Source organism: Limnospira platensis NIES-39 (assembly GCF_026000695.1).
In the GTDB taxonomy this organism is placed as follows: domain Bacteria; phylum Cyanobacteriota; class Cyanobacteriia; order Cyanobacteriales; family Microcoleaceae; genus Limnospira; species Limnospira platensis.
This window is the reverse complement of sequence record NZ_AP026945.1, coordinates 5,165,404-5,188,057: the sequence shown is the minus strand read 5'-3', so window position 1 is coordinate 5,188,057 and position 22,654 is coordinate 5,165,404. Positions and strand designations below refer to the sequence as shown.

The 22,654-nt window shown below is 39.6% G+C and carries 24 protein-coding genes, 1 tRNA gene and 1 pseudogene; 17 read left to right on the top strand and 9 right to left on the bottom strand.

What is annotated here, in order from left to right; all coding sequences use genetic code 11:
- Window positions 1-656 precede the first annotated feature (656 nt).
- Window positions 657-1,490: a transglutaminase-like domain-containing protein gene (locus N39L_RS25555; RefSeq protein WP_014276753.1), complete on the bottom strand. Its 834-nt coding sequence runs from the start codon at window positions 1,488-1,490 to the stop codon at window positions 657-659.
- A 6-nt stretch (window positions 1,491-1,496) separates the two neighbouring features.
- A complete protein-coding gene (locus N39L_RS25550; RefSeq protein ID WP_014276752.1) occupies window positions 1,497-2,360 on the bottom strand; it encodes a DUF6816 family protein in 864 nt (287 codons plus the stop codon).
- Between the two features lie 390 nt (window positions 2,361-2,750).
- Here N39L_RS25550 and N39L_RS25545 point away from each other — a divergent pair, with 390 nt between their 5' ends.
- From N39L_RS25545 to N39L_RS25530, 4 genes are all read left to right on the top strand, one after another.
- Window positions 2,751-3,857: a Gfo/Idh/MocA family protein gene (locus N39L_RS25545; RefSeq protein WP_014276751.1), complete on the top strand. Its 1,107-nt coding sequence runs from the start codon at window positions 2,751-2,753 to the stop codon at window positions 3,855-3,857.
- A 374-nt stretch (window positions 3,858-4,231) separates the two neighbouring features.
- A complete protein-coding gene (locus N39L_RS25540; RefSeq protein WP_014276750.1) occupies window positions 4,232-7,954 on the top strand; it encodes a PAS domain S-box protein in 3,723 nt (1,240 codons plus the stop codon).
- A 120-nt stretch (window positions 7,955-8,074) separates the two neighbouring features.
- Window positions 8,075-8,146, top strand: a tRNA-Gln gene (locus N39L_RS25535).
- A gap of 314 nt (window positions 8,147-8,460) precedes the next feature.
- On the top strand, window positions 8,461-8,709 hold the full coding sequence (locus tag N39L_RS25530) for a hypothetical protein (RefSeq protein ID WP_014276749.1): 249 nt from the start codon (window positions 8,461-8,463) through the stop codon (window positions 8,707-8,709).
- Window positions 8,710-8,997: 288 nt separating this feature from the next.
- Here the strand turns inward: N39L_RS25530 and N39L_RS25525 are convergent, their stop codons facing one another.
- From N39L_RS25525 to N39L_RS25495, 7 genes are all read right to left on the bottom strand, one after another.
- Window positions 8,998-9,252: a hypothetical protein gene (locus N39L_RS25525; protein WP_014274322.1), complete on the bottom strand. Its 255-nt coding sequence runs from the start codon at window positions 9,250-9,252 to the stop codon at window positions 8,998-9,000.
- 170 nt (window positions 9,253-9,422) lie between these two features.
- Window positions 9,423-9,605, bottom strand: coding sequence for a hypothetical protein (locus N39L_RS25520; RefSeq protein WP_126277469.1), 183 nt, complete (start codon window positions 9,603-9,605; stop codon window positions 9,423-9,425).
- Between the two features lie 11 nt (window positions 9,606-9,616).
- The gene (locus N39L_RS25515) at window positions 9,617-10,333 is read right to left on the bottom strand and encodes a tail fiber domain-containing protein (protein WP_014276099.1); all 717 of its coding nucleotides are present in this window, start codon (window positions 10,331-10,333) and stop codon (window positions 9,617-9,619) included.
- Between the two features lie 156 nt (window positions 10,334-10,489).
- The gene (locus N39L_RS25510; RefSeq protein ID WP_014276748.1) at window positions 10,490-11,716 is read right to left on the bottom strand and encodes a hypothetical protein; all 1,227 of its coding nucleotides are present in this window, start codon (window positions 11,714-11,716) and stop codon (window positions 10,490-10,492) included.
- A gap of 66 nt (window positions 11,717-11,782) precedes the next feature.
- On the bottom strand, window positions 11,783-12,130 hold the full coding sequence (locus N39L_RS25505) for a hypothetical protein (protein ID WP_014274319.1): 348 nt from the start codon (window positions 12,128-12,130) through the stop codon (window positions 11,783-11,785).
- Window positions 12,131-12,156: 26 nt separating this feature from the next.
- Window positions 12,157-12,726 (bottom strand): hypothetical protein, encoded by a 570-nt coding sequence (locus tag N39L_RS25500; RefSeq protein ID WP_231852004.1) that lies wholly within the window; start codon window positions 12,724-12,726, stop codon window positions 12,157-12,159.
- Window positions 12,690-12,950 carry a hypothetical protein gene (locus N39L_RS25495; RefSeq protein ID WP_014276747.1) on the bottom strand — a complete coding sequence of 87 codons (261 nt, stop codon included), beginning with the start codon at window positions 12,948-12,950 and terminating at the stop codon, window positions 12,690-12,692. The genes N39L_RS25500 and N39L_RS25495 overlap by 37 nt, the downstream gene beginning before the upstream one ends.
- A gap of 78 nt (window positions 12,951-13,028) precedes the next feature.
- Here N39L_RS25495 and N39L_RS25490 point away from each other — a divergent pair, with 78 nt between their 5' ends.
- From N39L_RS25490 to N39L_RS25430, 13 genes and pseudogenes are all read left to right on the top strand, one after another.
- Complete coding sequence (locus N39L_RS25490; protein WP_014276746.1) at window positions 13,029-14,702, top strand: hypothetical protein; 1,674 nt, start codon at window positions 13,029-13,031, stop codon at window positions 14,700-14,702.
- A gap of 41 nt (window positions 14,703-14,743) precedes the next feature.
- Window positions 14,744-16,399, top strand: a complete 1,656-nt coding sequence (locus N39L_RS25485) for a hypothetical protein (RefSeq protein WP_014276745.1) — start codon at window positions 14,744-14,746, stop codon at window positions 16,397-16,399.
- 118 nt (window positions 16,400-16,517) lie between these two features.
- On the top strand, window positions 16,518-16,763 hold the full coding sequence (locus tag N39L_RS25480) for a hypothetical protein (protein WP_014274315.1): 246 nt from the start codon (window positions 16,518-16,520) through the stop codon (window positions 16,761-16,763).
- A gap of 75 nt (window positions 16,764-16,838) precedes the next feature.
- On the top strand, window positions 16,839-17,498 hold the full coding sequence (locus N39L_RS25475; protein WP_014274314.1) for a hypothetical protein: 660 nt from the start codon (window positions 16,839-16,841) through the stop codon (window positions 17,496-17,498).
- Window positions 17,499-17,691: 193 nt separating this feature from the next.
- A complete protein-coding gene (locus N39L_RS25470) occupies window positions 17,692-18,156 on the top strand; it encodes a hypothetical protein (protein ID WP_014274313.1) in 465 nt (154 codons plus the stop codon).
- 112 nt (window positions 18,157-18,268) lie between these two features.
- Window positions 18,269-18,622, top strand: coding sequence for a hypothetical protein (locus N39L_RS25465; RefSeq protein WP_014274312.1), 354 nt, complete (start codon window positions 18,269-18,271; stop codon window positions 18,620-18,622).
- Window positions 18,612-19,017 (top strand): annotated as a pseudogene (locus N39L_RS25460) (DUF1064 domain-containing protein). Before N39L_RS25465 ends, N39L_RS25460 begins: the two are co-directional and overlap by 11 nt.
- A gap of 640 nt (window positions 19,018-19,657) precedes the next feature.
- Window positions 19,658-20,047, top strand: coding sequence for a hypothetical protein (locus N39L_RS25455; protein ID WP_231851946.1), 390 nt, complete (start codon window positions 19,658-19,660; stop codon window positions 20,045-20,047).
- 82 nt (window positions 20,048-20,129) lie between these two features.
- Complete coding sequence (locus N39L_RS25450; protein ID WP_014276744.1) at window positions 20,130-21,329, top strand: hypothetical protein; 1,200 nt, start codon at window positions 20,130-20,132, stop codon at window positions 21,327-21,329.
- A 13-nt stretch (window positions 21,330-21,342) separates the two neighbouring features.
- Window positions 21,343-21,564: a hypothetical protein gene (locus N39L_RS25445; protein WP_006616005.1), complete on the top strand. Its 222-nt coding sequence runs from the start codon at window positions 21,343-21,345 to the stop codon at window positions 21,562-21,564.
- A gap of 62 nt (window positions 21,565-21,626) precedes the next feature.
- Window positions 21,627-21,905, top strand: coding sequence for a hypothetical protein (locus N39L_RS25440; RefSeq protein WP_231851959.1), 279 nt, complete (start codon window positions 21,627-21,629; stop codon window positions 21,903-21,905).
- Window positions 21,906-21,923: 18 nt separating this feature from the next.
- Window positions 21,924-22,205, top strand: a complete 282-nt coding sequence (locus N39L_RS25435) for a hypothetical protein (protein ID WP_035736471.1) — start codon at window positions 21,924-21,926, stop codon at window positions 22,203-22,205.
- Window positions 22,159-22,524: a hypothetical protein gene (locus N39L_RS25430; protein WP_014274186.1), complete on the top strand. Its 366-nt coding sequence runs from the start codon at window positions 22,159-22,161 to the stop codon at window positions 22,522-22,524. Before N39L_RS25435 ends, N39L_RS25430 begins: the two co-directional genes overlap by 47 nt.
- Window positions 22,525-22,654: the final 130 nt, after the last annotated feature.

The window sequence follows — 22,654 nt, the reverse complement described above, 5'->3', positions numbered from 1 at the left end:
AGCATATCCCTACTATTACAGTCTGGCGTTGGCTTCTGGTCACATCTCACCCCCTAATAGGCTTACGCTTACACTTTTTACTACTGACTCTCTCGACCAGATTATCAGAGCCTAAAAGGGGTTATAACGTTCCATTTATATGGGCATTCCATCTTTAGACTTGTCCTATCCACCGGGGTACTTAAAAAGGTCTGTGTAGGTGATGTCATGATTACCCTACTTTCCCCTTGTTCTTTTGAACGCAGCGTATCAACCTATTTCGCTGCTTAGTGTTGACGATGGTTCAATTCGGAGCATTCAGATTTCCTTAGTCATGGATGGTTGGCAGTGGTCAGATTTTTGGGAATAGGTTTTCCCTCACGCCTTCCGTTCCCCGCTTCAATCCTGGGGTTGTGATTCCCAAAACTGGGGGTGGCTATCGCCGTTACTCTCTACTCCCTGATTTCTCAGTTTGTTTATGACCTTGAGTTCCCTGCCTTGTTTGTATTTTCCAAACGTCGGGACATATAACAGTTATGAGGATGGTCAGGAGTGCGCTCCTTATATTCAACCAGGGGGTTGAAGTCCTCACCAGGCAGTTATTTCGGGCATTGCAATCCTATTTGATGCCTGAACGTTTCGCACCATGCTCTCATATTAGCGTAATCTGATGTTGACTACTCCAAAAAGGCGATCGCCTCCTCAGTATATATAGGACATTCGCCGGGACTGATACAATCAACAAATAACTCCATTTTCGACATAAAGACTGACCCGAAAATGGTAGCAAAAGAAACATCGGCTGCATCTCTTCCGGTCCCAATGCGGATCAACCCCGTCCGGGGAACTAAACGAGTCGCATCAAACAAATACCAGCGATCGCCTAAATAAGCCTCAAAATAGGCATGAAAATCTGGCGGTTGCAAATCATAAGCATAGCCAGTCACAAACCGCGCCGGAATATTCAAAGACCGACAGAAAGCAATACCTAAATGGGCAAAATCCCGACAAACTCCCGCCCTTTCGGTGGCGGTATCAAAAGCGGAGGTATGGGCGTTGGTACTCCCTGATAAATAAGTGACATTTTCATAAATCCAATTACACATAGCTGTCACCCGCGAATAGTCAGGAACTAAATCACCAAACTCAGTCTGGGCGAACCGCATCAAGCGATCGGACTCGCAATAGCGGCTAGGATATAAATAGGGTAACACATCTAAAGGCAATTTAGCTGGAGGAACTTCGGGAATATCCTGTGGGTGTTCTTCAAAGGGTTTGAATTCCACTGTAGCTTGATAAGATACTTCCAAATTTCCGGGAGGTGAATTAACCCTAATGTATCGGTTTTCTAGTTCTGGGGAAATATATTCATCTATATCGACATCAGGTGCAATGTGTAGGTCTTCTTGGAGGATCTGTTGAAATCGGTTATTGCAAACGGCAATATTGAAAATCAAGGTGCTATCGCTATAAATCTCATAATTTAGCTGACAGCCCAAATTAAATTTCATAGATAATTAATCCCCCTGATTGGTAAGTGGTTGTAACATTAGTTGATAGCGATAAAGGGCGACGGAATGTCCGGCGGCTTGAAAGTAATTAGGATCTTGTGGGGATAGGTAAATTGCTGTAATCTGATCAGCTACTATCCCGTGTTTCTCCTGTCGATAAGCGGTGGTTGTTTCTACCTCATTTAGATATAGGGTAAATTCTCCCTCAAATATCTGCTGGGCGATTTCTGAGGCGATAAATTCTCCTGGTGATGGTGTTTCTGTTCCGCGACTGGTTACCACAGATATCAAGCTACGATCGCCTGGAAATTTAGTAATTTGGCGGTTGGGATTATTGGGGTCAACCTGTACGGATATCACCCCCCGATCGCCTAATATAGCCTTAGCAATATTTAACCCATTACCAGAGCGATCGGCTACTATCTCAGGATAGAGTTTTTCCTCTAACTTCAACCGGGGAACCGGAGATAACACGGAGGATATAGGCGCTGATTTCATCTCCCTAAACCGGACTCGAAAACTTATGGGTTGATTGAGATAGCCAAGATTTCCCTGGAAACCAGGAGTTACCAGATCCGGTGCTAGGGGGGCGATCGCTTCCACTAGGGTACTGGTGACATCCCATTGTCCGGCCATCCACTCTGGGTAAACTAAATCTCCCCTCGCCTCACTCAAGGCGGGTTTTCCTTTCCAGTGGGGAAACTCACCTAAGCGATCGCTTAATGAACCCGCCCACGCCGCAGATGGACATAACCACAACAGCAGCCCACCTAAGAACCATAATAAAGCCAAAGTGGCGCGATCGCACCTAATCCGATATACCCCATTAATATTACCCGGATCGGGAATCGATTTATTGCCCAATTTCACCTTCTCAAACTGCCTGATCGCTGAACAGATTTTACAACAGTATAGCCTTATCACCAATGTTAAAGGAAAACGACAAGCAAAGCCTTGGTTAAACACAAGACCCATTGTTGATTGGAGTTGGGAAAATTAATTGATTTAATGCACGGGAAAAAACTATTTTTCGCCGCCATTCCTATTATAACACACTTGGAGATTTTTGACCATGGTTATAATTAACTTTGGTGAAATTAGGTTAGCTTTTTGGCTAGTAGCAACGACCTTGATCAATTCACCCTCGGCGATCGCCTGTTAACAATAGTTGTTGACCATGATTAGCAGTCCACCGGGTAACAATAGTTAACTAACAGTGCTACGATCGCAGTTAGGATAGATGATCGGAACGAGTAAGTTATGACCGCAAATAAAATTGGTATTGCCGTAATCGGGACGGGATTTGGTCAAAAAGTCCACATTCCCGCCTTCAAGGAACACCCCCGCACGGAGATTATAGCAGTTTACCATCGAGACATAGACAAAGCCAAGGCGATCGCATCTGAACATAACATCCCCCACGCCAGCGATCAGGTTAGTCAAATGGTCACTATACCAGAAGTCGGGGCTGTGACCATCGCCACCCCCCCATTCCTACACTTTGAGATGGCCAAAGAAGTCCTCCACGCTGGGAAACATCTGTTATTAGAAAAACCCACCACTCTTAATGTTGAGGAGGCAAAATACCTTTATCAACTGGCTAAAGACAAAAACTGTGTCACCACCATGGATTTTGAATTTCGCTTTGTCCCGCAATGGCTGCAATTAGAAAAACTACTGCGACAGGGATATGTCGGACAACCCAGGCTAGTCAAGATTGATTGGTTAGTGTCCAGTCGCGCCGATGCGTCAAGGGCCTGGAACTGGTATGCTCAGAAACAAAAGGGCGGCGGTGCTTTAGGGGCGATCGGTTCCCACAGTTTCGACTATATACACTGGCTATTTGGTCCGATAAGCCGCCTGTGCGGACAGTTAAGCACAACCATAGCCCAACGCCCTGAGCCGGCTGAAGGAGGCAAACTCAAGGCTGTAGATGCCGATGATACCTGTAATTTAATCTTGGAGTTAGCCGACGGAACCCCCTGTCAGGTATGTTTGAGTTCTTGCACATTCTGGGGACGGGGACACTGGGTAGAAGTCTATGGTAGTGATGGAACATTAATTCTCGGTAGCGACAACCAAAAAGACTATATCCACGGTTTCAAATTGTGGGGAAGTAAAGCCGGGGAAGATTTGGCAGAAATTGCCATTCCCGATAATTTGCAGTTTCCCAAAACTCATGATGATGGTCGCATCTGTGCCTTTTTGCGCGTTGTCGATCGCTGGATGGAAGCTATTTCACGCCATGAGTCCCTGGTGCCTTCTTTGCGCGAGGGGGTCTATTCTCAATTACTAATGGATCTCACCCATGAATCTAATGTTACAGGGACTTGGGTTGATGTTCCTGATCTGAACAATTTTTTGTAGATTTAGGTGGGGATAGTAGTCCTACATCCTAGGTATCATGCCTAATAGAGGTGAGGGGGTGACTCTAAGTATGACCGTATGGTTATGTTCACCCTTGGGTGATTCATCCTGTTAAGTCAAGTGACAAATTTCTAAGAACAGGCTGTTTTTTTGTTAAGATTAAATTAAAGGTAATTGCGGTGTGGCATTAAGACTTTGGACAAGCCATTTAAAGCCAGTTGCGAGTTAAAAAATAAATACGGATGTTTGGTATTACCCCTCTCAATTAAGGTCTGTGATAGTCAGACTCGTTGTTATAGACTGATCCGTGCTTTGTGCCAGTCTCTTCCCTGAAGTGGGAATAATTATATGACAGTAAAATTTAAGGTAAAACTATGTCCAGATTAAACGGCCGAGTTTTCGACCTAGGAAGTGGGGTATTGCGTCAGATCGGCATTAGCCCTGACATTTCCTTTGAGGATATAACTCGCCTAACTATTCACATTACCAATGCACCGATCGCTTTTATCAGCTTTATCGACCAAACTCATCAGTGGCTGAAGGCTCAAATAGGCTTGTCCGATGATATAAGTATTTATTTAGATTTTTGCGGATATGCGATCGCCTATCATCGTGGTGGAAGTCTCAGTGCCGAGCCCGCAAGTCCTACCTCAGAACCCATTATTATTGAAGATATCAGCACTCACCCCCAACTCGCTAGTCACCCGATAGCCAAAAATGACCAACCTATAAAATCTTATCTGGGTGTTCCAATTACTACCCTAGAGGGCTATCAATTGGGGATGATATCAGTAATGAATTATGATTACTGGGAACCTTCACCTGAGCAGATTATAGCACTAGAATCCCTCAGTCGTCAAGTAGCTAACCAAGTTAATTTACACCGACAATTAATCGACCTGCACGGGAAATTAAGTCATCTGGAAACTATCATCACTGAACGCCGAAAAGTATGGGATATTGTCCGCCAAGAACGGGATTTTGTCAATGGAGTTTTAGATACTATTAGCGCCCTAGTAGTGGTGATTGATCCGCAGGGTCAGATTGTCCGTTTTAATAAAAGTTGTGAACAATTGACGGGATATAAAGCCGGAGATGTTGAGGGCTTATTGATTCAGGATTTAGGATTATCAATTTTTGATCAAGAGTGGGAGGGATTTGATTGGGGTTTAGCAGCCATTGAGTTGGACGAACCGCCCCAATCATCTCATCATGTGCAATCGAATAGTATGAGGATGGGTCATTTTCCTAGACAGTGTGAGAACCAGTGGAAAGGAGCTGATGGAGAAGCCTATTTAGTGTCTTGGTCAAATAGTGCAATTCTGCATCCAGATGGCTCTCTCAAATATATATTAGGCTGTGGGATTGATATTACTAATCGGAAACAGTCGGAAGAAATGTTGCATTTATTGCAGCGGGCGATCGAAGCTAGTCCTAATGGTATTGTGATTTCGGAAAGCAGCAACAATGATCTGCAAATTATTTACTGTAATGCAGGTTTTGAAAAGCTAACTGGGTATACTAAAGAAGAGGTAGTTGGTCAAAACTGTAGGTTTCTCCAAGGCCCAGACACTAATCGAGATTCAATTGCTATTATTAGACGAGCCATCAAGCAAGAAAAAGGATGTAAAGTGAACTTAAAAAATTATCGGAAAGATGGTAGCTGCTTCTGGAATGAACTAGCTATTTCTCCGGTACGAGACCATCAAGGAAAACTCACCCATTTTATTGGTATTCAAACTGATATTACCGAACGGAAGCAGTCGGAAGATGCTTTGCGAGAAAGTGAAGCTCGCTACCGTCTGTTAGCAGATCATGCTACGGACTTAATCTCCCGACATGATGCTGAGGGGATTTATCTTTATGCCTCGCCAGCTTGTCGAGATTTACTAGGTTATGAACCTGAAGAATTAATAGGAATTTCGGCTTATAAATTTTTCCACTCTGATGATATAGAGCGCATCCAGAAATCTCACCAGACCTTATTAAGTGATTCTGATGTGGATACGGTAAGTTATCGAGTTCGGCGTTCTGATGGTAGTTTTATATGGTTTGAAACGACTTCTCACGCTATCCGCAATCATGACAATAATGATATCCAAGAAATCGTATCTATATCTCGTGATATTACTGAACGCAAACAAGCAGAAGAAATCCTGCGGGAGCGATCGCACCTTTCTCTACTAGAAGCCGAAGTTGGGAAAGCCCTAGGACAAGGTGGCACAATACCAACTATTCTGAATCGTTGCGCGAAAGCAATGGATCAATATTTACAGGTCGCCGGGGTATCGATATGGACCATAAACAATCAAACTAATCAACTCGAAAGACAAGCCGGGGCGGGAATTGTTACCCTGAAAGCACCCACACCGCAGCTATTGAACCATGAACTATCCCAAGTGTCTCAACAAATAATACAGGTTTCTCACCAAACCTTAGAAGTCCCACTGGTGGTAGAAGGGCGGTTAATGGGAATGATGGCTATTTGTAGTTCTAATCCATTATCTCCGCAAGTTCAGGATGTGCTAGGTTGGATTGCTAATGCGATCGCTGTGGGAATTGACCGGGTAAAAGCCCGCGAAGAATTGCAAAGCCGTAGGGAAGCCTTACTATTTCGCTTGGCTAGTCAAATCCGCAATTCCCTAGATATTGACACAATTTTGGGAACAGCAGTTCAGGAGATCCGCAGTGTTCTACAAATCGACCAATGCCATTTTTTGTGGTATTTACCCACTCAACCGAACAGACATAATTTTGCCATTACTCACGAATCGCGATCGCCTTCTTTATCAAAGGTTTTAGAAGATTACCCCTCGGATAAAATTGGCTGGTTGGCTAATAAAATCTGTAAGCGGGAAACAGTACAGGTTAATAATTTACAAGATACAACCGTTTTAGATGCAACTACCAGGGGGTTACTGGAGGAGGCGGGAATTGCTTCGGAAATTTTACTACCCCTGGAGACGCGATCGGGACAGCGGGGGGCTGTGGTCTGTAATCAATATAATAATCCTCGCGATTGGATAGATAGTGATGTAGAACTATTGCGAGCCGTAGTAGATCAATTAGCGATCGCCATTGACCAAGCGGAACTTTACGCCCAAACTAGAGCCGCCGCCTTAGCCGCCCAAACTCAAGCCTTCCACCTAAGCGAGGCTCTCCAGGACTTGCAACAAAAAGAGTCACAATTAATTCAAAGTGAAAAAATGTCTAGTTTAGGACAAATGGTGGCGGGGGTAGCCCACGAAATTAATAACCCGGTGAATTTTATTTATGGCAACCTCACCTATGCCCGCGATTATACTAAGGATATGCTGGAATTAGTCGAACTGTATCAAGAACAATATCCTGAACCTCTGGAAGTTATCCAAGAACGCATAGAGGAGATTGACCTAGACTTTTTGGTAGAGGATTTACCGAAAATCCTGTCTTCCATGGAAATGGGAGCCGATCGCATTCGCCAAATTGTTGTATCTCTGCGGAACTTCTCCCGTTTAGATGAGGCGGACATGAAGCCGGTGGATATTCACGAGGGTATTGATAGCACTTTATTGATTCTGCAAAACCGCCTGAAAGCAAAAGGTAGTAGTTCTGGTATTGAAGTGGTTAAAAAATATGGTCAACTTCCTAGGGTGGAATGTTATGCGGGACAGCTTAACCAGGTGTTTATGAATATTCTCAGCAATGCGATCGATGCTTTAGATAACCAAACAGACCCCCGTATAATCACCATTACCACCGAAGTCGTATCCATTAGCTCTGGGTCTAACTTATTTCCCCTTCCCGCTTCTGATGTAATCAAAACCACCTCAGAAGGGATCATCAAACCTCCCGAATCCAAAAGTAAACAGGTGTTGATTCAGGTTCATGACAATGGCTCAGGTATTCCCGATGATTTAAAAAATCGACTGTTTGATCCATTTTTTACCACTAAACCCGTTGGGAAGGGGACCGGACTGGGACTATCAATTAGTTACCGGATTATTGTTGAAAAGCACGGAGGAAGCCTGAAATGTATCTCACAGCCAGGCGAGGGCTGCACTTTTGCCATTCAGATTCCCATTGAACCACCCCCGGAACTCAAGCAAACTCATTAAAGTGGAAAGCCTCTGATTGCTTTGGATGTCTGGTAGATATCAGGGGCTGAAAAAAAATTTCCCAAAACACTTGACAAAACCGGGGTGAGTATTGATATGATAATAAAGCTGAGAGATTATTGGGGCGTCGCCAAGCGGTAAGGCAGCGGGTTTTGGTCCCGCCATTCGGAGGTTCGAATCCTTCCGCCCCAGTTTAGTATAAACCCTTATCCTAACAGCGATAGCGGGTTATTACTCAACCCGATAACTATGCCTAGTTACTCAAATGTTACTCACAATCTAGTCCTAGCATAGGAAAATAATTCTGTCAATAGGATGATTACTCAGTCAACAAGCACAACTTAATCAATCTGTCAAATACCCATACCACCCCCCTAACCAAACACCGATAGGGTAACTCTCTCGTGATACCCGTCAATGGCAAGCCTATCGGTTCGTAACGAACCATTGACTGCTATCACATCGTTCGTTTCCCCAATAGTGCTTGTTTCGGTTAGGGGGAGGATATGGCTCAAAAACAACCCATAGGGGAACCTACTAGGTTATCAATGTACAACGATACCCCTATCAATGTACAACGATATCAGACCGCCTACCTGACTCCCATAGGGAACCAGATTATTGGTGAAATCTTGAGGAGCCTACTCACTACCAACAAAATGCGATCGCATAATCTAAACTATCTCCTACCGGAACCAACCCGATACCCCCAAACAACTTTTCACCTGGTAACTTGTTTCGTCATCTCTCGCTGATACCTACATAATCCTAGGGAATTGATTCCCCATCGAAACCGATACCTACATACCGCTAGACAAGTCTCCAATTTATAGGGGTACTGGGTTCCGCACAGGATGATTACCCCTAATAGACGGGTTAAGGTTTTGGCTTAGGGTGTTTATTGTGGGTAAATTAGAGGCAAGCATTCATATAAACTTCCAGCACTCCTGTTGCAGCACTCCTGTTAACAAAAAATATGCAAGCACCCCCTACAGTTAGAAACCATAGGGGGCCATTTAAGTTATTGGGTTAGGTGTTAGGTGTTAGGGTTTTCTCCAACCATCATCATCAATATCATCTCTGTTAATTGGAAGAGGGGGTGATTGCTTTTTATCTTCTAACTGTTTTTTACAAACTGTTGATGGCATAAAATCATTAACATATCTAATCAAATAATTTAGGCTATTTTGGATACCGTCTAACCTATTCTCAATAATTAGGTTTCCTGTATGCGTAATGAACATACTGATAATAATCGCGACAATAATTAACCCTAATTCAACTATTACCAAGTTCATTTATATTAATTTCCAAAAATGAAGTGTAAACCATTTAATTCTTTCTAGTGGAGAAAATGAAGCGTAAAAATTGCTGTACGGCGGTGATTCAATTATTTGATATTCATTAAGCCATATAATTTCACGTTTAACCATCATATTCTGCTTCACATCATTGTATGTGTAAAATTTTAACCACCCTGCCATTTTCCAGTACACGGGTACACTGTCAGCGTCAAATAATATCCTGATAAATTTACTGCCAGAAATGTCAGGTAATTTTTTAGTACCGTGTAGCTATCATCTTCTATCCTGAAATTAAGTTCATAAACTTTAAACCAATTACTTTCAGATATATCAAGTGCATTAGGCATTATCTGTTAATTTATTGTTGAGTGTTTAGCATATTTTCCAATTTGTCGATTTTTTCTGATAATTCCTGAATTGCCGCAATCACTAATGGTATCAGTTTATCATACATGATTGTTAAGTAATCTATTTTTTTGTCGTCAACTTCAGGACTATCTGTATGGTCATTTTTAACCACTTCAACTGCGTTAGGGTATATATTTTGTACTTCTTGAGCAATTAACCCAAATTGTTCTGTACTTGGATTAAAGCCATGAAATGCTGCAAGTTCATTATACTTAAACCACGTGACTGTCAATGCGTTAATTTCGCTTAACCCTAGAGTTGGTTTTGATAAAAGTGTTTTGAATTTAAGATCAGAGCTACCTTTAACGTAGTCTCCATTATCGTTAATATAAGATACATTTGTGTCTCCTACTCTAAATCTAGTATGTACTCCAGATGATGAAGAAAGAGTTGAGCTCTTTGTAAAATATGTCTGTCCGTTGTATACTTGTATTGAACATCTATCGTTAGGAACAGCTCGCCAATCGCTTTGATGAAAATTAATACCATGATATATAAATACTCTAGGATTATTATCTGCTTCTAATTGCATAGAATAATTCCCTTGATGAGAAAACGCCCAGCTATTTCCTCCAACTCTACTATTTAGTACTAAACTTGCCGAACCAGCAGTAGAGCCTATCCGGCGGATGTCAAACCCCCTCCAAACATTAAAATCAATAAGCATATTTCCATCAGGAAAACTTTCATTAGTTGCAAAAGTTACTGGATTATTTGTTATGTTAAATGTTTTAATTCCTGTTAAAGTTTGATTACCTGTAGTTCTAACTACAGTTGAATCTACATTAATTGTTCTATTAGCTGCTAAAGTTCCTCCTCCGGATCAACCATCACCTGCAGTTAATGTAATATTTGAATGTGTGTGCGTTGTGGGAGTCCTAGCGTCAGATAATCTACTATCATTACCTTGACAGGCTGTGTTTGCTGTAGTGCCATAAGCAACCGCCCATGTTGTGGCAGTACTCCCATTAAAATTATTTCCAGTTAATCCCGTACCATTTGTTAATGTATTAGGAGTATTGGCAGTTATTGTTATATTGGCACTACCATTAAACGAAGTCCCATTAATTGTTCTAGCAGTTTGAAGTGCTGTTGCTGTTCCGGCGTTTCCACTTATTGACCCGGTAATTAATGAATTAAATGTTTTAACTCCTGTCCATGTCTGATTCCCAGTTGTAATTATCCCTGAATTAGTTGCACTAGCTGTAGGTAAAGTAACATTAGTTCCTGTTGATGATGTAACTACAGGACCTGCTGTTGTTCCTGCTGTTACTCCTAAATTAGTTGCTACATTTACTTGTGCGCCTGCCGCAATCCCATCCAGCTTGGTTTTATCTGCCCCCGTCATTAGACCCGCAAGCGCAGTCGTGGCACCAGGTAATACAGCATTAGTACCATCAGAACTGTTAACGGTTAACGTATTGCTTGTAGTGCTTGTAGAGAGGTTGGTGGATACGTTTGGGGCGGTGTTTCTAAACTCAGTTCCTACTAAAGTTAAGCCAGTTCCCGCAGAATAGGTTGTATTAGGAGGTGTTACCCAAACACCATCGCCGCGTAAATAGTTAGATGTACTGCCATTTGTATCAATGGCAGCAACATTACCTGAATTTGTTATTTGAGATAAGGTATGTGTATGGCTAGTTGGTGTTCTAGCATTTGATAATCTGACATCGTTACCTTCTGTAACAGTTCCAATAGTTGTTCCAAAATTTTTGTTAAATGCTGTACTTTTGGTAAAAGTAGGCTCTTTACCGTCTAATGTACTTTGAAGTCCTGTAACATTAGCAATAGTATGTGTATGTTCTGATGGAGTAAACGTAGACGGTTTGGACGTTATTTCAGTCCAGCTATGGGAATGAGTAGATGGGGGGAAAGTGCCAGGTTTATTAATAATATTATTCCAAATTAACTCAGTTAATTTGACTAAATTAGTATTGGAGTCAATAACTGCTTGTATCCGTTCATTAGTTAAATACAGATTAACTTCACCTTCTGGCAAGTCATCGGTTGATTGCCCAAACTTACTAGAGTAAATGTTGAAATTAGTCATAACTGCCTCTATATTGAGTAATCAAATAAATGGCTAATAACTTAATACTAGCCATTCATTTGATGATTACATATTGATATATTCGATAATTGTAACGCTGATACTAGCGCTAGATTCTGCTATCGCCTGTAACTCAGTTCTACCCCACGTTATTGAGATGGTATCACCTGGCTTAACCGAAAATGCAGCGTCTGACACGCTATCACCTGTAGGGTCAAATATTAGATGTACATTGGTATTTGACCGATTCTTTACAAACACCGTTCTACCGTTACTGGTAGCATTGATAGGCACAACTTCCGTGATAGTGTTAGCAGTCAAACTTATCGCGGTAGTTTCGGGAGTTCCCGGTATTTTACTGCTCATATTTAGAGTGTCTAAATTGACAATAGAACTGTAAACTGAGAAACTCATAATAAACTCCTAAATCAAAGTAAAATTTACCAATTTATTATTTGTTCTAATCCAACAATATTGGTTACGCTATCCTCAGTTATAGCATAGATAGAAGCTGTTGATTTTAGTTCATCATCCCACCCAGCGTTAGGAGGTAAATATAGGCATTGATAAGGTACACAGTTACTGATATCGCCGTGACAAAACCATACCCCTACAGAACCTACGTTTTGTAAGTGCAACCTATACCGATTAATATTTGAGGGTCTAACTAACGTGGGGGTATTGCCTATTGTCACCCCAAAATTTTCGGGTTGTGTCAATGTAGGGGTTTGAGGAACTGTATCGAGTTGATATTCAGCCATGCCCAAAATATTAATAGAATCATTGTTATGTAACTGAGTTAAACACCTAGCTTTAACTATTGAGTTGCTATCAATTGCTAAACCTTCGTTTTGATTAGTGATTAATTCAATTAACAGGTTTTCGGTGTGAATGCCTCCATAATATGGCAATTTGACAATCCCTAAATTTAACCCGTTTTCTGTTGCCATATTCCCATAAAATATCTGTAAATCTACCGCTCCCTGCAACACTTCCTGTTTTTTTCCCACCGTTGGTAATAGCTATCTTCCGGGTAAATTGTGGGGATTTGTGATTGTGCAATACTGGGAGTGTAACATCTAGCGTTTAACGATGATATATAGCTGTAAATACCGATATCATATTTATATCTTTCTGTTATTAATGATTCTAAAATAGTCCCGTTAAATAACTCTATGGCGTTACTCCAGTTAGCAGCGTTTATATGAGCCGCGATATTTTTAACACCTCTCATGATTTCCCTTATTTAATGGATTTAGTAACATAATTATACTATCATATAATACTATTAAACTTAGTACAAAACGTTAATATGGTTAGAGACAGACGGACGATTAGAGACAAACCAAAGGTTAGACCTCGCTCGGGAGTTAGATATGACACAGCTCCCTTTAGATTAAACGATGACCCCGGTAAACTAGGAGACCCGTTTCGAGGTTGGACTGGAGACCCATACGGGAGGGAATTAGATACTCGAAACAAATTTATAAGTGATTCTAAATATGTAGCTCCTGAATACTGGGATGCAGATGAATATCACAAAAAAAGAGAAGCTGAAGAAAGGGAAAAAAGAGAGGATATTAAAAAAGAGGCAACTGTCAAGGAACCACCAAACAGAGATGAACCAAAGGGAGGAAAAAAACCTAGGGGAAAGGGTGGCGCTGGTAGAGGTTTTGGCGGTCCTAATAGCGGTGACGAGGTAGATGATGATAAAGGAAGGCGACCAGGCGATAGTTCAGATGATGATTCAGATGATGATTCAGACAATGGAAATGGCGGAAATGGCAATATCGGTTGTACCATAAAAGCTAATGAAAAGTACAGCGTTGAAGAGTTCGACAGACAAATGGGTAGCGGGGGATGCTGTAATCCTCCACCAAGTGGAAGTAGCATCACTTTTTTTAGTCATATGGATTGGAGGTGGGGAGAAACTCCTCAACCAACAGGAAGTGAGAGGTTTTTTTATACGCAAGGACAGTGGGAGTCTGAGTGGGCATACGGCGACCCTGATTTAATGTTTGAAAGTATAGGTGTATTTTGTGATTGGTGGATGGAATGCACAGAATTTGATTATGTAATTCCTAGATTTTCCGCGAGCACAAAAGATATCCCGCAATGCATCGAAGGAGAAGAACCTGAAAATATACGAACGATAACAATACCAGATATGAACGAAGAATGCTGTGGAATGATTAGAAGGATTTACGAGTTCCTAGACCCTGAATCCTTTCCGGCTGAAATGCCGGAAAAAATCACGGTTAATGCTGATAATCCAGAGAACAGAATTAAACGAATAAACACATTGCCAGAATGGTTAATGTATCGATTTGACATCGATGACGAAAGATGGGGTGAATTTGAAGTTAAAGTCGAGATTGATGACGTAAATTTGATGACCAAAGAACAGGAACACGCGGAAATCAAATTACCTAACTTAGCTGAATCAATTGCTGAAATATTCGGGATGGTAATGGAAATTGCCATCTCTCATCAGGTTACACAAAACGCTGTTTTAACCTGTTTACATGAAGCAGGTTTGGCGCATTCAGCAGCCTTTAAAGCTGGTAGGGAAGTCTCGGAAATATTAGACTATTTAGGATTTGAAACCGAGGAAAAATACGAGAAACTAAAAACAGCGTTTACTCCAGAGGCTGATAATTTTGAGGAACTACTAGAACCTAATGAAAGTAAAGTTAAAATCACTAATCAAAAGAACGCGAAAGAAACACTACAGACAGCCTTAAATCAAATAAAGGAAATATTCTCAATAGTTAGAGCGCAAGGTACTTTACAAGTTAATGGTAATGACCCGTCAAAAGACATATTAGCCGATTTAACTAGGTTATATGATTCAATGAAAAAACAAGACGAGATTAGAGAGCAAGAGACTAATAAAGTACAAGAATTATTGAAAAAAGACTTTCCTGATATCAAGATAGAAACCGAATTGATTGACGGCGATAACCCACTAAGAGGGACTTTGTAATGGTTGCCAGAAGTGCAAGAATGCTAAGGAGTACTCGTAGCTTGTCTAGCCGTCAAACCCGTAGCAGTATAGGTAGGAATGGCGTTAGACAAGTTAATTTAGCTCAGAGAACATCTACTCAAGAGATGGGTTGGTTTGGCAAGCTATGGGCAAAAATAACTGGTAAAGTAGTTGAATGGGGCAAAAGTTTTGGAGGTTGGTTATGGGAAGGAATTACTAAGTTTTTATCTAACTTTAGTTTTGAGAAAGTAGCACGATTTATCACGTCTAATTGGGATAGTTTCTGGAATTTCAACTGGAATATATCAGATGAACAGATAGACAAAAATATGATGAATATTGCTAATCAATTTATTAGTACTACCGCCGGTTTTTTGGGTAATATGGCAGGTAAATTAGTTTGTGGAGTATTGCCTACCATTGGTATTGCATTTATCAACAAAGCCGCTGCTATGCACATTGCCTTAAGCAAGGGACCTGAAATGCTTATGGAAGTATCTACAGCTTTCGGCTCATACGTTAAACAGTCATTTAACATGGCTATGAAAGCCATAGCATGGCAACTGTTTAAACATGGTAGACGGGTTGTTAAAATGTTTTTAGATAAAAGTCCTTCAACACTTGCAACGGCTATTGTTTCAATGGTTCCTGGTGGTAAAGGAACGATTGAAAAGTGGGGTGACGAAAAAGGTGAAGAATGGAGTTTCGGTAAACAGAGAAGGGAAGCTAGGGAGAAATTACCAGAAAAATATGATGGAAATATTAACACTATTTGGAATCAAGATAGTAGTGAAGAATTTTGGGAGGAATTCTCAGATAACTGTAAAGAAGCAATTATTTTAGTTGCTCAAGGATTAGATGAATATATTGCATTACAACGCATTGAGGAAAATAGACAACAACAATTAGTTAACGCGGTTGTAGAAAATGGTGGAGAGCGATTTAGACTAGTATCATCATTAAGAAACCTTCAAGAAAATGTAGCAAATGTGTTAGCTCAAACTGAAATACTAGGTAATCGTGATATGGGGCAATTTGTAGGGTCTGGAGATATCTCTGAAGTTCCGAATAGTAGTAATTTAAAAATTCAATTAACCTTTATTTTATATAACTACAAAAAACCTCCATATTGGACTAAAGAACGTAGGAGTACATTACCAAAAACTCAAATAGAACTCCCATCAGTAGAAAGAAGTAAAATAACCTGGGATAAATTACAAAGGATATTTACTCAACCTAGTAAATCAGCGTTCACAAAAGGCAATATCAAAGTAACCTGCAATATGCGAAATGGTAGGAAATTTTCATTTTTTGTGAATGAATCTAGCAAGTCAGATGCTGAACGTATTTGTAAGGATTTAGTACAATTAACAGATTCTAGTATTGTTTACCCTTTGATATTTGAGGAAAGGAAAGGTTTTGGCGGTAGGGAAAATGCGAAACGAATAAAGGAAACAAAAATGTATATATCGGAGGTCAAAATACTTAACTGGGAATTAATTGATAAGTTTGAACAAGCCAAAATCGATATGGGAGAAAGTTCCGCTTTAGCAATGTATAAAGACCCTAGGAAGTCTAAAGTAAAAATTCCTTTACATTTTGAGAAGAAACCTAGCTGGGTAGATGATGTAATCAGAACAGCTACGAGGACATCGTTAGAGATGAAAACCGGGAACCAACCACCAACTACAGTCTAATGTAGTTTTCATTAAATAGAAGCTACATATATGTAGCATTTCCTTAACGAAAATATAACTAACACCAAACTGATATAGGTGTGATCTTATTACTATTGATTTATTAGAGGTAATGACTATGGCAAGCCCCGTAACTCTTAATGGTGCCACTCTCGAACACCAATTGCTAGAAGTTATTGAACAGGTTCAGAGAGCGCAAATAAACGCAACTAGAAACCCTAATGGTGTAACGGTAGTTACAGCTTATACCCGCAACATGGCAACTGGAGCTGTGACAGTATCCCTAACAATCCCTACTGATGATGTTTTGGATGCTACTAATGGCTCTATCGATGTAGAAGCCATTGCTGTTTTTGTTGACTAGGGTTCATTAACTAGGTAGACATTAACACTATTGTTGTCTACCTAAGTCTTTATTCAGTAATTAATGAGGTAAATTATGCCGTTAAGTGATGCGTTCGATAAATATAAAGAAAAATTTCTTGCTAAACTAGCGGAACCGAAAGGCACTAAACTAGGGATATCACTGATGGTTGAGGCTCCAGTAGATAAAACCTGTAAACACGTCATCCCTATGCCTATGTTGTTACTTTACAATTTAGGCTCAGACACAGTGAGTAATGAACCCGCAGAAGTCAGGGCGTTACCTATCTGGAGACCCGCATCTAGAGGTGGTAATACATCAAGTAATGCTAATAGACGAAAAGTACCAGCAGGATTAGGTCATAGCGTTGGTAAAAAGACAGGATTTTATCGTGTATTTGTAGAAGGGCCTGCTGGCGAACAAACTCCAGGAATTTGGCGTACCTATACAACGTCAGGAACTAACGCAGGTGAAAAAAAGTTGCGGTTTATTAGTTTAAAAGTTCCTAACATTTTCTCGATTAACTGCTTGCTATATGTTTTTGCGCATTATTGGACTATAAAACCATTATCACTCAGAACGCACAATAAATGGTATCAAATACCTGATAAGGCTAATTATCCATTAACTGGTTTGGGTGAACTAACGGCCGGAAAAACTAAAGCGTCTAATCTAGCATCAGGAGACCCACCTGCTAACCCTCCAAGTAAAGGCAAAAACAGTAAAGGTAAATAATCGACTACTTGTTACTAAGTATATACCCGTTAACTCACAAAATAGGATTAACGGGTTTTTTGTATTTGTTATTATTTGTACATTCTATATATACTTAATGTGATATTTGATTATTTTATAAATAAGTATAAATTGTATAATTTATGTTTATTTTTAATAAATTAATTAGATAAGATAATTTTAATTAAATACAGTGAATTCAAAAGAGCAAGGTAACTATACAGTTACAGAATCAATTGAAGGTAGCGTAACTGTAGAAAATGTAACTAATGTCAATACTAATAAAGTATTGACTCCTACAGAATACCAAGAGACGTTGAGTCGGTTTAAACAATTTACTGCGTTTTTGGAGTTGGTTAATACTTACCTTCCTTACCCCAAAACTTCATTAATTCAATCATTGACCAACAAACTCCAAACGTCGGAGATTATCAACTCAAATACCTTTTATCTGACATATTCAGAGATTGCCACACTTAAACGAGTCACCAACGCAATCCTGACGCTATTAAAAGCAGGTGGAGTAAAGCTACCTCGTAAGGTTACGGGAGCCATACAGGATGATATTAATGCACTAGAAGACCATCTATTGGGCTCTGAGAGTGATTTAGAGGATGAAGATAATGAAGTCAACCCATTTTCTAGTTGGTTAGATTAAGGCTAGTCCAAAATAAAACCACCCATATATTATCTGTTTTCAGGACTGAAAATACAGTCCTGAAAATGAATAATACCCAGGTGGCAGTCAACAAGCATCAGGAAATTATAGCATGATACCACGTCATTGGTCCGAGGTTAGGCTTAACCTACGAAACATCGCGTTAACCCCCTTGATGTATATCGGTCATTCCCTATATATCAAAGTTCCAATTTCCAGTGGAAAGTCAGGAATAACGTGGCCATCAACTTTAGTTAAGTTTGATAAGGATTTTATTGCTTATTTTATAGGCGAAATTCTTAAAAAATTAATCCCATTACATCCTGAAAAACTTGAGGAAATTTGTACAGAAGCCCTAGAGTTCTACAGGGATGAATGGAATATATATCAAGCCGAAAACGGCGGGGATAGAGAACCTGATAATCCTAATACATCTTTCGGAGTGTACCCAAAAAATGAAAAATAAATACAATGCCAGAGGAAAAAAAATAGACGGCTATTATTTTCCAAGTGTATTTGATTGTCGGGTTTATCACCTTCTACAAAAATACGATAAATCAATTAATTGTGCATCCTAAACTAACGTTAATTGAAAACAAAAAACCTTGGAAAAATATCACCTGGATTCCAGATTTTTATAGTCCGTTCTTTAATCGTTACATCGAAGTTAAGGGAGTATTAACTGATTCATTTAAGCTAAAAATGCAGTTATTGCAGTACCTTAATCCTGGCTTAGTCAATCAGTGTTGGTTTGTTATAAGGGGGACATCCTACCGATGGCAAGGCATCTCATTTATCAATATCGACGAGTTTCAGGAGATTTTAAACAACTTAGAAATTCCAAGGGCAAACAATGAATAAACTACAGGGTTATTTTCCATTGACGGTGAGTTAATAAACACCACCTATAACCCACACCTATTTGAGTCAGAAACCACTCAAATAGCCTACCGGATACTAACCCCTATAAAGGAACATAAAACCCAGGAAATCCTTGATTTAGCTTATTCCTATATGGGTTGTTATAGCCCTAGGGGGGACTACAGAGGTCACGCTACAGCAAGGTTGACAAATGAAGGCAGCCTACGAGTATCAATTGTTGGTAACCCTCAATTTTGGGAGGTATGCAAAAAAATTTCAAACGTCATAATCAATCATCAAAGGATAATTAATCATGAGTATCGGATATTACGGCAAAAAACAGGACGATAAATTTAGTTATTGCAGTGCAGTTAAGCCCGGTGAAACGGCAACCTTTCTAATTGTTGATTATGCATAATTCCGAATTAAGTCACCTCATTTATGGATATTCGGGAAAGGTGTATCAGGGGATTTTTCTAACTTCAATGATAGGGATTGGAGTTATTCCCAAGGTGATAAAGAATTAATTGCTGTACGGTTTTATATTGAAAAATACGAGACTGAATATAACGGCAAAAAACGAGAATACACCCCTACATCTCCAGAACTCGCATTGCTTAAAATAGTCGAAAGTGACTCAATGCTTACAGACGGTTCTGTGATGTTTACAGCAACAATAAATCTAAGTCAATCATCAGTCAGACCTTCTGACAGGATATTAGAGGGAAATATCGGAGACGATAATTTAAACTCTGATATTTCTAATATCTTAGAAATTGAATGTATTAATCCATTCAATCAATCTTTCGCTACTTACTCAATCGGAGATATTGACGCTTTCATTGAATCCAAAACTAAAAATAAAGCAGGATTTAATGGAAAGGCAAAATACAAAACCTTCGAGGAAAGGTTAACAGAAGGGGCTAAGGTTTTGGATTGTGACCCTAGCTTTGAGAGTCTTTATAACAAGGTTAAACAACTTGATTCTAATGTATTAATTGCATTAATTGAATTACTGCGATTAATGTAGTCACAAATAAATCCCCCCTAAATATTTAGGGGGGAATAACTACCATACCATGTCAACAAGTCAAGAGCGATAGGAGTGTACCATGTCCGACGACTATATCGATTATAGGCTAATCAGAAGCCAAATGTCATCTGAACTAGAAGAAATAATCACAGAAGGCAACCTGGGTGAGCAATTAGAGTCTGTTTTACGGGCTGTCTGTGTTCTACCATATCCTGATATTCAGTTTCCAATTATCGCCTCGTTTATAGCGTCTCCAGTAACCCTTATGAGTACAGCTGGCATCCTGTTCCTTTGGGGGTCTAGCGGTACTGGAAAGTCACAGATAGCTACCGTAGCATCTGAACTATACAAGACAACCTCGGTGCTTGCTAATAGCACTTTCGCTTCACTGAGAAACAAGATACAACATGAACGATTTTATGACCCCCTTCAATGTGAATTTGAGAAAAATTTTATATTGGTATGGGAAGATATCACCCCTAGCTTATTAATTGAAAATGAGAATATGTTATCGCTTTTCAAGGTGTTAAACCGCAAAAATAGCCGAATAACCATCAGTAGTCAGACACCGGGAACTAACATGATTTTTAATGCTTTCGCTTTAAAGGTGATTAATTCAATACATCCATTGTGGACATTTTGGGAGTTAAACGAACTCAAAAGACGGATGTTTCCTATATGGTTTAAAAAACGAGAGACTATGACATCAGAGGAATATAGAGGGAATCATTTTGAATTAAACGAATTAAGCGATATTGAGGATATAACGCTAGACAAGCTATCATCTCAATTAGAGATTTTCTGGCGAAATCTCGATAACTGCAATCAATACAGTAAAGCTAAGAAACTGTTACAGAAACATAAAAAAGATATCACCAATTGTAGGTTGTCATTAGAGATTATCGCGACACATTCATTAATATATGAATCACCTTTGATAGAGTCAATTAAACAATTTAATGATTACTGGGAGTTAATAAATGAAAAGGTTTTGACAATATCATCGGGTACTGAACAATTTTTAGACAGCTTTATAAGCCAAAGTATTGAGGCAAAAATGAAACAAAACAACCAGGCAATTAACGCGGGATGTCCTGAGTTAACCGAGGTTGTAACTGATATCGACCCGAAAGCGTTAAAAGAAGCCATTGAGAGAGCTAAAACAGATGGATATCTTGATAGTCGCGTTAATGTTTCAGAGTTGACTAATCTAATGAAAAGCAGGGGCTATTCAATGATTAATCAAAACGGCAAAAACGTTTGGAAACAAATTATTTAAGGAGGGAATTAAAATGACTCAAAATAACATTGACGCTATTACTCAAACAAGGTTTAAAACGTTTAAACAAATGGTAGACACCACGATTTACAATGCTACCAAACAAGACGCTAAGGATACTTTGATAACAATAATGAATGATTGTCAAACCGAGTATTCCCTGGCAGTCGCAAAGGAACAATTACTCCTAAAACAGCTTAATTATATTAAGCATTTACTAACCAAAATCGAATAATTTAAACCCTTCCGAAATGACGTTAAACTATCACAAATTAACCACTATCAAAGGATAAATCCATGTCAATCAAATTAAGTACACCCGGATTAAACGTAGTAGAATATAGCTACATGAGTAATCGATTAAATCCTAACGTTGTAGGATTACTTGACTTAGTAGAACTTGCTATCACATCTGAACAATTCGACGAAATTGTCGAATTTATTCAAATCCACAGGCATTTTTTAAACACGGAAATCGAGTTACTCAAAGGTATTGAAGCCTTGCTTGATGCAAAAATTACAGAACACAACAATAATCAAAATCACCCCGATAATGATGATCACAAGTTCAATTAATCAATAGGAAATAAAGCCATGAATGAGTTTGAACAAGAAAAAATGATGGTTATTGCAGAAATGGCTAGGGAGATTTTTGTCAGATTAGCTGGCAATAATTTAACAGCAACTCGTGAGGATAGAATCACGATAGCAGAAATTGCTCATAATTACGCTATTGACTTTCTGGCAGTACACGAGAAATGGGTAGAATCTCAGTATCCAATTATTACTCGATTCGATTCAGACGTAATATCACCTGAATGTAACCTTAATGGTTATAACAGCGATATCCTACTGGGAGGTGATTTTCATGCCTAAGCTACTCCCAGTAGTCACACTAACAGGGTCTTACAAAGGGTTTCTGGTAGGTCATGGTAATATCTGTATCGAAGTAGGTTCTTTAGAATGGTTTAAATACCTAGAAACCCATAAATCTTTTTCAGTAGAGGTTAATGGTAAACGATTTACAGCTTGCAAAAAACTCTCAATTAATGGTTTTACCTACTGGAACCTCAAAGGGTGGGATGGTAGCGTCAATCATCACATCTACATAGGGAAATCTGACCAACTCATTGTAGACAAGCTAACAGACGTAGCGTTAGCTATGATTACTAAGTGCAGAATGAGTAACAGCTAAACCCTAAACCCTAACACCTAACACCTAACAGCTAACCCTAACTCAATAACAACCTTAACCCTTATCGTGTCCTATCATGATAGGGGTTGTTTGTATTTTTTGCCAGTAGTCTATTGCCAGTAGTCTATTG